This is a genomic window from Pseudoalteromonas sp. SANK 73390 (assembly GCF_054966645.1).
On the sequence record NZ_ARPN01000055.1, the window covers coordinates 131,898 to 145,291 of the forward strand.

A 13,394-nucleotide genomic window follows, 5' to 3' on the forward strand; every position below is an offset into this window, starting at 1 on the left:
GCGCTGAGCGTGATGATTGCCGTTTCTGGATGTCAAAGCACACCAACTTCTTTGTATCATCAGGTAGGGGAACGGGCGGGTTTAGAACGTTTAACCGATGCTTTTATTAACCAGATTGGTCAAGATAAAGTTGTTTTTCACTATTTTAAACAAACGAATGTGAGTCATTTTCGCACTGGTTTTATTAGCCATATGTGTGCGGTGCTAGATGGACCTTGTCAGTATCAAGGCGACAATATGGTGCAAATCCATACCGGAATGAACATTAGTGAGTATGATTTTAATCATACCGTAGACTTACTCATTGCCGCTATGAATGAGGTCGGTATTAGTCACCCCTTGCAGAATAAAGTACTTGCTAAGCTAGCCCCTATGCGTAGAAATATCATTAAAATTTAATTTTGATGATATTTTTGTTTTTCTGCGAGTTCAAATAGTTTAGCTTCTTTGATAAACGCATATTGCGCATTGATCATAGATAAAATAAACCCTCGGCGTCCTGAAAATATTTTTCTGTGTAATAAGTACTCTCTTATAAAGGCAACAGGAAACGCGAGGAAGAGTTTGCCGATAGACGCTTGTTTTCCTTTACTGAATTTTTCCTCTGCCTTTAAAGTTGAGTAGGTGTTTGTTTTTAAAACAAGCGTTTGGATTTCATTGTAACCGTGGTGGATAAACGTCGCGTTCGACTTTAACTCTGCCCCTTCAACTTGTGCGCTTTCATGTACTAGTTGTTGTTTGTCAAAGTTGGCTTTATCACGTTGAAAAAAACGCAGGTGGTTGTCTTTTCTTGTCAATGAAGCTGATTTTTTATAAATAAAGATATCGTCACGCAAAAAACGCACAGAGGAATACTTCTTAGTCTCTATTTGCTTTACTATTTCTGCAATGCATTCATGAGTTAATATTTCATCACCATCAAGGTTTAATGCCCATTTTTGAGTGCATTTTTCTAATGCAAATTGCTTTTGCTTAGCAAACCCCAACCAATCTTGATGATACACTTTTGCCCCAAAATTTTCTGCAATGCTTACGGTATTATCGCTGCTACCAGAATCAACCACGATGATTTCTGCAAAGTTTTTTACGCTCTCTAGCACTTGTGCGAGGTACTGCTGCTCATTGAGTGTGACAATAAATACACTAACAGGAATGGTTTTATCACTTGATTGGGTATTCATCATGAGAGTTCCCTTGGTTTTGTGAATTAAGAGTATTTATGGCCAATAATGCAAGTTTGGATGGTGAGATTGAAGACAGCTTGTCACTATCATTAAGTAAAAATGGGTTAGCAAAAATAGGTTTGCAATAAGGGGTAACAGGTTGCACACATGACCAAGGGCTGGTCCCAGGGCCAACAAGTGTAATGCAATTAACACCCGTTGCACACGCGATATGCATTGGTCCAGAATCGATGCTTATCATTAAATCTGATTGGGCGATTGTATCAACAAGCTCCGTAATGCTGGTTTTTCCGCTTAAGTCTGTAACGGCAATATTGTCTGCTTTTAGTAGGTCGCATAGCTGGCTATTTTCAAATGCTTCATCGCCACTCCCCAAAAGGTTAAAGCTGCATACTGAATGTTTAGATATTTCTAGTAGGGCTTCTTTTGCATAATGACTAGGGTAGTATCGATTGTTCTTACTGGCACTGCCCATGTATACACTGATAATTTTTTGCTCGCTTTGGAATGCATTCTCTATATGAGCATGTGACAGCTTTGGTGATTCAAAGCATTTAAAAGGGTTGCTATGAGGTTCATTCACCAATTGACAATAACGGGTGATATAATGGTGGTTGATGTTCAGTGGTAGAGCATGGCTTAATAAAGCTGAACGGCCATTTTGTGCGTAACCTATTAGGGTTTTGATACCCGCCATTTTACACAATATTGCATCGCCTAGAGAGCCTCTAAATAAAAAACCGAGTGCAAATTTAAATTTGCGCAGTGCTTTAATTAAATCTAAAGACCACTTTTTTTTGCCAAAGCTATTGAGGCTAAGCGTTTCACTATTTGCTAGTTCAACTTTTTTGAACAGCTCGCAGATAGCACCATTAGCGAGTATGACAATTTTCTGCGCAGGGTAAAGTTGGCGTAATAGCTTTAAGGCGGGCAGGGTGTTGATCGCATCGCCAATAAATTTGGGTAGTACGACGAGAATAGGACTATTAACCTCTTTTGTGTGCAGTGGTTTCAAAATAATATCGTTGCTGTCTTTCACCTTAGGATGGCAGTAGTATAACGTGAGACTAAGTATTATTTCACCTGTTATCAGTAACAAAGGAGGTAAAGTGAAAAATCTGAAAAGCTGTCAGTGGCTTGCTCAGCACCTAAATAAGGTGCATGTTTTGGATGCAGGAATAGTAAAGCCGGGCGTAAACAAGCCTTATTCACCAATAGCTATTATTGCAGGGGCAAAGCGTTTTGATATCAGTGGCGCATTAACTAACCCAAAAGTAAGTTTGCCGAACATGATGTGTGATAGTGCACAGTTTCAGGCTGCTATGCGTCAATTGGGCATAAATCTGCATGACACTGTGGTTGTTTATGATGATATGAGCTTATTTAGTGCACCGCGTGCTTGGTGGATGCTTAAAAGCATGGGCTTTGAACAGGTTTATGTGCTTGATGGTGGTTTGCCGCATTGGCTAGCGCTTGGGTTACCAACAGCACCTAGTTATGCCATTACTGCGCAAGTTGGTAATTTTGTCGCTAAAGAGCAACCCAATTATTTTATTGATAGTCAACAAGTACTGCAAAGCATTAACGATAAGTCGACATGTTTGTTAGATGCAAGGTCGGCTAAACGCTTTAGTGGCGAAGACCCTGAACCGCGATGTAATATGCGCAGCGGTCATATTCCAAATAGTAAAAACTTGCCATATCAGCAAATATTAAATGAGCAAGGATTAGTAAAATCAGTCGATGCACTGCAAACTCTTTTTACAGAGTGTGGTATCACCAACCAAGCATTGCAATTTAGTTGCGGCTCCGGTGTAACAGCTTGTATTTTAGCTATGGCTGCTGATGAGTGTGGTTATGCACAGTTAAGCGTTTATGATGGTTCTTGGAGCGAATGGGGGCAACCGAGTAACTTACCTGTTGAAATCGGTGCTAATTAAATGGGCAGTGGCGACAACCATTGCCACAGCAACGACCACGCTTTAGGTGTGCCCAACGACTCATTACCAACAGGCCGTTTTCGATATCATAATCTAAACCCTCAACAACACCAGAGTGTTTAAAAGGGCGAGCTAAAGTGCGTTGTTCAGCAATGGAGTGTGTGCTTAAGCTTTCGATATATCTACGTATTTCTTTCACCAAACAGCTGCGGCAAAGGCAGCCATGAGTCTCAGATAAGGGTAAAATATTGGGCAGCGACATACACCAACAGTTTGTATTGGCTTCACAATTAAACGATTGGCCACAATTAGAACAAGGCATTACTTTACCTGCATGATGAATAACAACGTGAATAGTAACGAGAATAATAACACAGGCCATTATCAAGATTTAAAAACAATTGTACGCTTGGCTTCTGGCTATCAGCAGCTTTACGGAGAACTTACACGCTATCCCCAAGCAACGGTTATTTATACGCTTAGTAGCTCTGATATTATTGCTGCATTAGAGCAAGTTCAGCAAGGGCGTGTTGATATTGAAGAGCTTGAATTGTGGGCCAGTTTACTGGAGATGCGTGGTGATATTGATCATAGTTGCGTTGAAGGGGTGTTATATGCCCTCGCAAACCCAGAGCAAATGGGTGAAATAAGCCATGAAAAAGTGTCTCAGCTACTGACATTACTTAAAAAATAAGGAAAATAATATGCCTCTTACGCCTAAAACGGTTCATCACGATTACCAAGATAAGTATTTTACATTGCATATTATGCATCCCAAATTTAGTGTGCTTGATTATGAGCTGGTAATGCGCAATCAAGTCAGGCTTCGTGAGTTATTTGCCGGTCAAACCGATTGGCCTAAGCCAGATATGACAGTGGCAGATAATACGGTAGCGATGGAACACCATTTATATGAGTTCAATGAAAATATTGCATACGGATTTTGTGTGTTTGATAGTGAAGATAAAAACTGTATTGGCACGGTGTATATTGGTGCAAGCACGGTTGCAGGCTATGACTGTGAGCTGCATTACTGGTTAGATGAAGCGCTTATTGAACTAGAGCCAGTTTTAGAGCAGGCCATGATGTTCTGGCTAAAGGGTAAATGGGGATTTGAAAACCCAGCGTTGGTTGGCCGTGAAATACCTTTGCCGCAGTGGGAAGTAATGAAAAAAGCGAGCTAGTTCAGTTTACCTTGACTAGCTTGTCATCGTGGGAAATCTACAATAGGATTAATCGCTTATCGTTAAAGTATATATCTGCAAAGTTCAAGGAAGTTGAAGTGACCACCAAGCATAGCCATAATGACCAGCCTACTGCACAACCCTGTGAGTTTTTAGGTACTGAAAAGTTCGTAGAGAATATTGCCAAAGACATTGTCCACTCAGATAGCCCTAAGACTATTGCTATCACAGGTTACTGGGGTAGTGGTAAAACCTCTTGTTTAGCTGGGGCTTATAAAGCGGTTACAGGTGTTGCGCCTGTTGAGTTTTCTAAAAGACAAGCTCGACAAATGCAAACTGGAAGTTGTGTTGGAATTTGGTTTGAAGCGTGGCGTTATCAATATGAAAAAACACCGATAGTGGCGTTACTACACTGTATTCAGGCTCATTTTTCGACCGATAAGAAGTTTATCAATGCCGCGGGAAAATTAGCAAGTGTTGCTATTTTGGGAGCTTTGACAGTAATTGATGGGGTGGTTAAAAAAAGCAACAGGCGCCAGTGGTTTTGATAAGTTGAAAGGGATTGGTGAGAAATATGAGAAAGAGCATTTACTAACTCGGCTCGCTCCAGATCAAATAAATGATGCGCTGACTAAAGCGGTTGAAGCTTTGCTCGGAAATAAAGAAAAGTTGGTTATTTTTATCGACGATTTAGATCGATGTGAGCCAGAAATGGCCTACAAGTTATTAGAGGGATTAAAGCTTTATTTAAATGTCCCTAACTGCACGGTGGTGATGGCTATCGATCAGCAGCAGATTGAACGTTTTTTGCAAAAACAGTTTATTGACCTAATTCCAGAGCAAAAAGAGCAAGCTAAAAGTCAATATAGTTATTTAGGCGTAGAGTACCTAGAAAAACTCTGTCAGGAAGCCCACCGTCTTCCTATGCCTTCTCAAGTACAAAAGACCCAGTTCTTCTTAAAGCATTTAAAGTACCTGAATCATGGAAGAAATACAGGGTTAGTTAATGAGCTTGAACTCATCCTAAACAAATATGATTGCTTACCTGCAAACCCTAGGCGCTTAAAAATGATCTGCAACCGAGTCGCTGATTATCTGCGCAAGCTAGAAGCAAGAAAGATAGTCAAAATAACAAACGATAATCGGCTTTATACGCAGTTTAAAGATATAGAAATACCAAAACGCAAAGAGCTGTTGATGGCATGCACACTCATTGTATCGAGTTTAGCGGTAAGTTATAGGCGCATATATGAAAGCGTTGAACAACGCACTGATGGCGCGAGAGATATCTTTGACTTTTGTAATGCAACTGATGAGGACATTTATGACAAAACCAGCTCTGCATTTTATGAACTGAATAAAGATCACATCGCAATAGGCGTTCAGGCAAAGTATGAACACCCCAGTGATATTAGCGTATTCAAATTAAAGGCTTTATTCGAGCAAGAAACGGGAATTGCAAAATATTGTAATACACAAACAGTTGTAGTGAGTGATATTATGCATTTGCTTATCTGTCACTATAATTCTCACTAGGCAGTTTTATGTCTTCACAAGGTGTTAAATCAACTATGTCACGTTTTAATAAATTTCCAGACTATCAAAAAGCGGACCAGTCTGAGTTTATGGAGCTTGGCCGCACACCACTTTATCGTTATTTAGAGCAAGTGGTAAAGCAAGAAAGCTTTCTTGGTAATCAAGGTTTGGAGCTAGATGACAGTGATGGCGATAAAAAACGAGTACATATTGACCTACTCTACGTACTGCCGAATTTAAGTAAAAAAAGAGTGAGTACTGAGGAGTTTGTTAAAACGGAAGCAAAACCTGACGAGCATGAGTCACTCGCGTTATTAAATGTGGCTGATGTACTTAGAGACAACCCTCGAACCATTATTTTAGGTGACCCAGGTGTTGGTAAGAGCACATTAGTTAAATGGTTGCTGTGTTCCTTGTGTCACTGGAGTGAAAACTACGCTAAAAAGCATCTTGGAGAGTTGTTTCCGTTGGTACTGACCGCTCGAAACTTACCAAATTCATTAGAAAGTATAACAGACGAAGCCTTTGTTGAGCTTGTGTTAAAATCTCAAGGGGCATCACTTGCTGCGTTGATTTTAGACGACACTAAAGCCAAAGACATGTTGCTACAGCTTTTTAAAACTGGACAGGTGCTGCTGTTGGTTGACGGTTTAGACGAAATCAGCAAAAAGCAAAGCCAGTGGTTATCCACACAGATTATGCAATTATTAACAAGCTACCCAGCAGCCCGCTTGTTGATGACTAGTCGGGTAGTGGGATTTGACAATGAACGGTTTTGGTTTGGGGAAAGAAAAGAAAGAGATGACGAGCTAAAAAAAGCACTGCAAGAGTTTGAGCTTAGAGAGTTGAAATTGGCAAAAGGAGAGTTAAAAAAGGGCATCATAGATTTTGGCATTACAGAAAAAATGAGAGCTATATCAAATGGAAATTTTATAGACCCAAGTTTACTTAACGAGTCTAGCATGCCGAGCACTTTTTATTTAATGCCATTTTTAGCTGAACAGCGCAGTCGTTTTGCTAAAAACTGGGTAGAGCAGTATCTCCCCCCTAATAAAGAACAACGTGCAGAGTTTGTTGAAAACATCACCGAAATTAACCAAGACCTTGCTCAACTTGATACGTTATCGCGTATTCCAGTACTGCTGAACCTAATTAGTTTTATCCAATGGCGACGGGGCAGCTTACCTCATGGTCGTGCAGAACTTTACCGCCGTATTGTGGGCACTTACTTAGAGTCGATGGATAAAGCACGTAAGCTAAAGTTTAAACCTGATAGTGACTTTGATTATCAAGATATACGTAATTGGTTAGGTAAGCTTGCTTATTGTATGCATGCAGGGGAGTTAAAATTGCCTTGCGAGCCTCTAAATAAGTTAACTGACGATAAGCTAGAAAATTTACGCGAATACCTGCCTATAGTGAGTGATCCGCCTATCCATAACATTTCACGCAGTCAGTTAAAGCTGTTTTTAGACTTACAGCTTACTGAGATTCTCGATGTTGAAGAGGTAGATAAATACAGTGAACAGCTTATTGAGTATCTGCAGTGTCGTACGGGCTTTTTTATTCCTAAGGGTACGGGAGGTAATGAAGAGTTATTTGGCTTTAGTCATTTATCCTTTCAAGAGTATTTTTGTGCTTATTATATCAGTGTGCACTATGCGGAGCTCAAAGATGAGCTAGATGTTTTTGACAGTTTAATTGAGTCCACTAATCAAGCCAGTTGGGAAGAAATATGGCAATTGGTTTTTGAGGAATTTGCGGCACAAGGTAAAAGTAGAAAGCAAGCAGATAAAATTTATAAGACGCTATTTCCAGGGCAAGAGGTTTATTCTGAAACTCGAGTCGGCCTAGAGGCTAAAATCATTACCAATGTGGCTGTAAAATTATCTGATAAGTTGTTAGAGGCTATTGAAAACCAGATTGCTTTATTGTCAGTAAGCGGAGCATGTAATCCTTTTCTGCTAGGTACTGATGCTTTAGATATTGTCTGGAGAGTCTCAGAAAACGCTGAGCGGATGGTATGTTTGCTCAAAGGCTTTAGTTCTTTAGTCTGTTTCGGCTTTTATGATTTAGCTTTTTTATCTAAGATAGACTCATTAGAAGAGCTGAAACTGTTTATTTATGGAGTTGATGACTATGATCAAGTAGAACAATTGTCAACATTGAAAATAAAGAGTTTGGATCTTTATTCTAGGCTGGTTTCGTTTCCTAACTTTTCTAACTTCAGCGATTTAGAGTATTTAAAGATTATCTATCCAGAAATTGACAGTTTGGAAACGCTTGTGCTTCCTCCTAACTTAAAACTTCTTACTCTACATAAACCATCACTGAAGTCAGTTAACTCTTTAAGTAATATCAGTTCTATACGATGTTGTGTATTAAGTGATGTCAACGAGATTAGTGACCTAGAAAACACCAGCAATTGCAATCTTAAAGTTCTAGGGCTTACTGATTGTGGAATAGCAGACTGGGGCTTCTTAGCGAATTTTCCAAGATTAGAAGCACTGGCTTTTGCGGAGTGTGATTTTCAGTCAGCTCAAGGTTGGGATGAGTTCTTACAGCTGAAAGATCTAAAGAAAGTTGACTGCTATTATTCTTCAGAAGACACTAGGTTACCAGAAGAGTTAGTTACTAAATTGGAGCAAAAAGGAGTAGAAGTGCAGCTTGAACATGCAGGGAACTCAGGTGAGTAACGCTGGCAGCGTTACTCACTGTTTATCAAAAATTACTTATGATACCCCAAACAAGCTTCAACTTCGTTTTTAGAGCCTAAGATCACTGGCACACGCTGGTGAATTTCTTGCGGGTCAATATCCAAAATGCGCTCTTCACCCGTGTGAGCAATACCACCCGCTTGCTCAACAAGCATGGCCATGGGGTTGGCTTCGTATAATAAACGTAGCTTAAATGGTTTGTTAGGATCTTTGCTATCGGCTGGATAAGTAAATAACCCACCTCGGCACAATACGCGATGCACATCACCAACCATGGCCGCTATCCAACGCATATTGAAGTTTTTACCACGAGGGCCTGCTTCGCCTGCGAGTAAATCGTTTACGTAGTTCTGCATTTGTGGTTGCCAATGACGCTGGTTAGAGGCGTTTATTGCAAACTCTTTGGTATCTTCAGGAATTTTTGCAAAGTCTTCGGTGAGCATGAAGCTGCCATGGGTTTTATCCAACGTGAAAATACGAGTGCCTTTACCAATACTTAGTGCTAACGTAGTACACGGACCATAAAGCACATAACCTGCGGCAACTTGCTGGTGGCCTGGTTGCATGAAAATAGTTTGATCAGCAGGGTCTGAGTCTTTTGGTGCTTTCATGATTGAGAAGATAGTACCAACAAGCGAGTTTATATCGGTGTTTGATGAGCCATCTAGTGGGTCAAATGCGACGATATAGTCGGCATCAGGGTTTCCTGCAACGGTAAAATCTTCTTCTTCTGATGCAATAGCTTTAACGTAACCAGACTCAAGTAAAATGTCTTTTAGTAGCTGATTAGACAGTACATCTAATTTTTTTTGCGTTTCACCTTGAATGTTTTCATCAAGCGTTGAACCGAGTACGCCAGATAAAGCGCCCTGACCAACACGGAATGAAATCTCTTTACAGGCCGCTAAAATAGTACGGATAAGAGAGAGTAACTCTCTTGAACAACCGTCTTCAATCATTACTGGAGGGAGTCTACGCATAGTTTTTTATCCTGATAACGTTGTGCTCATAGCTTTAATGATGTGAGAGGAAGCCATGAACCGCAATTAATTTCGTCTTAAAAGGCTGAACTTTGTATACAATTTTATATACTGGATTTAAATCAACCATTAAAACCACTAATAACAAGGTAAGATCATGCGAAAAATAGGCAAGCTATCTTTCATATTTTGTACTTTGCTAGGCGCTATGATAACTCAAGCAGTCGCAGCAATTAAGCCCATTGACGAGTTTACTGATAAGTTAAATCGTTTTCCGGGATATTACTCTTTTTATGCCGATACCAGCAGCGGCAAAATCTACCTAGATGTTGATAAACTTAAGCAGCCATTCTTGCTTCAGCATAGTTTACCTTACGGGGTAGGCTCTAACGATATAGGGTTAGATAGGGGCCAATTAGGTGGTACGTATCTAGTTCAGTTTGAGCGCTTTGGAGACAAAGTGATGTTACGTGCACTTAATAGTTATTACCGTGCAAGTTCTTCTAATCCTGCTGAACAACAAAGTGTTAATGAGGCATTTGCGTCTAGCATTTTACAAGGTTTTAGTGTTGTTGCCGAAGATACGGATAGTGTTTTAATAGACTACACACCTTATTTATTATCGGATGTACATGCTGTGAGCCGTACTTTAGCGCAGCGAGAGCAGGGCAGTTTTAGTTTAGATAAATCGCGTAGCGCGGTATTTATGGAGCGCAGCAAAGCGTTTGTACACAATACCGAACTTGAAGCTGTGCTTACATTTACAGGCTCAAAACCCGGTGAGTATGTACGCCAAGCCAGCGCTGACCCTTATGCCATTACCGTGCATCAACACCACTCATTAGTAAAACTGCCTGATGACAACTATCAACCCCGCAAGTTCCACCCTCAATCGGGTTATTGGAGCATTGAGCATAAAGATTACTCAGCCCCTTTGGGGGAATCGATGTTGGTACGTTATATCCCACGTCATCGTTTAGCCAAAAAAGACCCTACAGCATCAGTGAGTGAACCAGTTGAACCTATTGTTTATTACCTCGACCCAGGAGTACCAGAGCCTGTTAAAACCGCTTTATTAGAAGGTGGCAAATGGTGGGATGATGCTTTTGCGGTAGCGGGCTATAAAAACGCTTTTCAAATAAAGATACTGCCAGAGAGTGCTGACCCAATGGATATTCGCTATAACGTGATCCAATGGGTACATCGTGCAACGCGTGGTTGGTCATATGGTGCGTCAGTGATTGACCCTCGAACGGGTGAAATAATTAAAGGTCATGTGACTTTAGGATCGCTTCGAGTTCGTCAAGATATCTTAATCGCTGAAGCGTTAGCTGCACCATTTATAAAAGGTGATGAAGCCGTCACGCGTCTGCACGAGATGGCCTTGGACCGTATTCGTCAGCTAAGTGCTCATGAGATTGGTCATACATTGGGTATTGCACACAATTTTTCAGGTTCGATTAAAGACAGAGCGTCAGTAATGGATTATCCACACCCACTGGTTGCCTTTGATAACAATGGCAAATTAGATATTACTCAAGGTTACGCAAAAGGTATGGGACAGTGGGATACACAGGTCGTTAAATATGGCTATAGTGACTTTGGTAATAGCGATGAAGCCCAAGCATTAGCTGATATTTTGGATGAAAATCGCGCCCTTGGCTTAGAGTTTATCTCTGACAGTGACGCTAGAGCAAAAGGTGGCGCGCATCCAACGGCCCATTTATGGGATAACGGTGAAAACCCATCAGCAGAATTGCTTCGTGTGTTAGAAGTGCGCCAGCAAGCACTTAATAGCTTTGGTATTAATAACATCAAAGCAGGTGTGGCATTGTCACAGCTAGAAGAAAAACTTGTACCTTTGTATTTATTCCATCGTTATCAAGTGGAATCGGCGGTTAAGCTTATAGGTGGCGTGGATTATGACTATGAAGTACGTGGTGAGCAGACGATTAAGGGCGCTAAGATAGTCGACAAAGCGACTCAGTTACAAGCCTTAGAAGCAATGCTGCAAACGCTAGATGCAACACAATTACGTATACCTGAAAGCGTATTAGCGCTTATTCCACCCAAAGCATATGGCGAGCAAAAAACCCGCGAAAGTATTTACGGTAGAACAGGGCTTGTGCTTGATGCAATGGCATTACCAGAGGTTGCAGTTAACCATAGTTTAGGTTTGCTTTTAAATGCGGAGCGTTTGAATCGCCTATCACAACAACATGCACGTAGCAGCCAATATTTAAGTTTAGCGCAGACCTTAAATGCGCTGTATGGCAAAGTATTTGATGCGCAAGCTAACAGCACGATGGCGCAAAAGCTAACTCAACGCGTGCAATATTTAACCGCAGCGCGTATGGCACAGTTAGCAAGTTCACCTAAAACTGAGCCGGAAGTACAAGCATTACTGAGGTTCCAATTGCTGCGAGTAGCAAAGCAGTTTGATGAGCAATCACTCTTTAGTAGTGTGAGCGAAGAGACGGCTTATCGTCATGAGTTAGCAAGACAAATTAATGTGTTCTTAGAAAGTGGCGAATGGCCTAAAGGCTTTGAAGCACTTAAAATGCCACCGGGATCGCCGATTTAAATATTTAAGCCAATTGGTATAATACGCCAAGCATCGCTTGGCGTATTTGCTCTTTCTATCAAACCTATCTCTCAATCAACATTGTTAAAACAACTGTTTTGGATTATTTGTCGGATCATGTGTTGAGCTGGCGCTATTTTTTCTATTGCTAAAAACTCATCAGGCTGGTGCGCTTGCTCAATAGAACCTGGGCCCATTATGATGGTTTCGCAACCTAGCTGTTGTATAAAAGGTGCTTCGGTACAATAGTTTACTGCAACCGCTTTGCTATTTGACACCTGCTCAGCCAGTTTTACTAAGGCGTTATCTGTGTTACCGCTAAAAGCAGGAATAGGCTCGTGCAAGTCAATCACTTCAACGCTATTTATATATTGCGCATTAATAGGTGCTACTGCATCAAGTAATAACATTTGTAGCTCTTTGATACTTAACCCTGGCAGTGGCCGCAAATCGATGTGTAGCTCGCAACAACCACAAATGCGGTTTGCATTATCTCCACCATGAATATGGCCCAAGTTTAATGTCGGGTAGGGGATTTTAAAATTAGGCAGTGAATATTTATTCTTTAACTGTTCTTTCAGTTGTAATAAATTTGCAATCACGGTATGCATGATTTCTATGGCGTTTACACCACGTTCAGGGTCAGAGCTATGACCAGAGCGCCCAATGACTCTAATAGCACTACTCATATGGCCTTTGTGAGTATAAACGGGGGTCATGTCTGTGGGTTCGCCAATAATACATCGTTCTGGTTTTAAATCAGCATGCTTGGCAATTTGTTGAGCACCTGCCATGGTGGTTTCTTCATCGGCTGTGGCTAACAATAGTAGTGGTTGTGTTTGTGTAACTGCTTGTTCATCTAAAACTTTTATTGCATCGAGCGCAAAAGCAAAAAAACCTTTCATATCAATAGAGCCTAAGCCATATAAACGGTTGTCATGTTGCTTTAATTGAAAAGGATCAAAATTCCAGCGGCTGTCGTCAAATGGCACTGTGTCAGTATGACCTGCGAGCATTAGTCCACCGTGACCTATACCTCGTTTGGCAAGTAAATTAAACTTTCCAGGAGCGGCTTCAAGCTCTGTGATTTCCACGCTAAAACCTAATGCCTCACACCAACTTGCCAGTAAATCTATCACAGGGCGGTTACTCATATTTAAAGTGCTGTCTAACGCACTCACCGATGGGTTGGCTATCAACTGTTGGTACATAGTTAAAAAAGTAGGGGTCGTCATAAAAAATCCAAAATATTTATTCAAAGTGTTTGCA

General features: G+C 40.8%; 13 protein-coding genes. 8 read left to right on the forward strand and 5 right to left on the reverse strand.

Annotated features, from left to right (window positions below; translation table 11 throughout):
* The first annotated feature begins 12 nt into the window (after window positions 1–12).
* The gene (locus tag SANK73390_RS08240) at window positions 13–399 is read left to right on the forward strand and encodes a group I truncated hemoglobin (RefSeq protein WP_462765430.1); all 387 of its coding nucleotides are present in this window, start codon (window positions 13–15) and stop codon (window positions 397–399) included.
* On the opposite strand, the gene SANK73390_RS08245 is transcribed toward SANK73390_RS08240, so the two are convergent.
* Together SANK73390_RS08245 and SANK73390_RS08250 are read right to left on the reverse strand one after the other, a co-directional pair.
* Entirely contained in the window at window positions 396–1,184 is a 789-nt protein-coding gene (locus SANK73390_RS08245; RefSeq protein WP_462765324.1) for a glycosyltransferase family 2 protein, read from the reverse strand. The genes SANK73390_RS08240 and SANK73390_RS08245 overlap by 4 nt on opposite strands.
* Complete coding sequence (locus SANK73390_RS08250) at window positions 1,162–2,199, reverse strand: glycosyltransferase family 9 protein (protein WP_462765326.1); 1,038 nt, start codon at window positions 2,197–2,199, stop codon at window positions 1,162–1,164. Before SANK73390_RS08250 ends, SANK73390_RS08245 begins: the two co-directional genes overlap by 23 nt.
* Window positions 2,200–2,293: 94 nt before the next feature.
* On the opposite strand from SANK73390_RS08250, the gene SANK73390_RS08255 reads away from it, so the two are divergent.
* The gene (locus SANK73390_RS08255; RefSeq protein ID WP_462765327.1) at window positions 2,294–3,124 is read left to right on the forward strand and encodes a sulfurtransferase; all 831 of its coding nucleotides are present in this window, start codon (window positions 2,294–2,296) and stop codon (window positions 3,122–3,124) included.
* Here SANK73390_RS08255 and SANK73390_RS08260 read toward each other — a convergent pair.
* Window positions 3,117–3,323 carry a DUF5522 domain-containing protein gene (locus SANK73390_RS08260; RefSeq protein ID WP_462765329.1) on the reverse strand — a complete coding sequence of 69 codons (207 nt, stop codon included), beginning with the start codon at window positions 3,321–3,323 and terminating at the stop codon, window positions 3,117–3,119. The two genes, SANK73390_RS08255 and SANK73390_RS08260, sit on opposite strands and share 8 nt — an antisense overlap.
* Before the next feature lie 135 nt (window positions 3,324–3,458).
* On the opposite strand from SANK73390_RS08260, the gene SANK73390_RS08265 reads away from it, so the two are divergent.
* The 5 genes from SANK73390_RS08265 to SANK73390_RS08285 all read left to right on the forward strand — a co-directional run bounded on the left by SANK73390_RS08265 (window position 3,459) and on the right by SANK73390_RS08285 (window position 8,540).
* Window positions 3,459–3,818, forward strand: a complete 360-nt coding sequence (locus tag SANK73390_RS08265; protein ID WP_462765331.1) for a hypothetical protein — start codon at window positions 3,459–3,461, stop codon at window positions 3,816–3,818.
* Between the two features lie 10 nt (window positions 3,819–3,828).
* Window positions 3,829–4,308: a hypothetical protein gene (locus tag SANK73390_RS08270; RefSeq protein ID WP_462765332.1), complete on the forward strand. Its 480-nt coding sequence runs from the start codon at window positions 3,829–3,831 to the stop codon at window positions 4,306–4,308.
* Window positions 4,309–4,406: 98 nt separating this feature from the next.
* Window positions 4,407–4,856 (forward strand): P-loop NTPase fold protein, encoded by a 450-nt coding sequence (locus tag SANK73390_RS08275; protein WP_462765334.1) that lies wholly within the window; start codon window positions 4,407–4,409, stop codon window positions 4,854–4,856.
* Complete coding sequence (locus SANK73390_RS08280) at window positions 4,816–5,844, forward strand: P-loop NTPase fold protein (RefSeq protein ID WP_462765432.1); 1,029 nt, start codon at window positions 4,816–4,818, stop codon at window positions 5,842–5,844. Before SANK73390_RS08275 ends, SANK73390_RS08280 begins: the two co-directional genes overlap by 41 nt.
* Before the next feature lie 8 nt (window positions 5,845–5,852).
* Entirely contained in the window at window positions 5,853–8,540 is a 2,688-nt protein-coding gene (locus tag SANK73390_RS08285; RefSeq protein WP_462765336.1) for an NACHT domain-containing protein, read from the forward strand.
* A gap of 32 nt (window positions 8,541–8,572) precedes the next feature.
* Here SANK73390_RS08285 and SANK73390_RS08290 read toward each other — a convergent pair whose 3' ends face one another.
* Complete coding sequence (locus SANK73390_RS08290; protein ID WP_462765338.1) at window positions 8,573–9,541, reverse strand: class 1 fructose-bisphosphatase; 969 nt, start codon at window positions 9,539–9,541, stop codon at window positions 8,573–8,575.
* A gap of 157 nt (window positions 9,542–9,698) precedes the next feature.
* On the opposite strand from SANK73390_RS08290, the gene SANK73390_RS08295 reads away from it, so the two are divergent.
* Window positions 9,699–12,125, forward strand: coding sequence for a zinc-dependent metalloprotease (locus tag SANK73390_RS08295; RefSeq protein ID WP_462765340.1), 2,427 nt, complete (start codon window positions 9,699–9,701; stop codon window positions 12,123–12,125).
* A 71-nt stretch (window positions 12,126–12,196) separates the two neighbouring features.
* Here SANK73390_RS08295 and argE read toward each other — a convergent pair whose 3' ends face one another.
* Window positions 12,197–13,360 carry an acetylornithine deacetylase gene (gene argE / locus SANK73390_RS08300; protein ID WP_462765342.1) on the reverse strand — a complete coding sequence of 388 codons (1,164 nt, stop codon included), beginning with the start codon at window positions 13,358–13,360 and terminating at the stop codon, window positions 12,197–12,199.
* Between the last annotated feature and the right edge of the window lie 34 nt (window positions 13,361–13,394).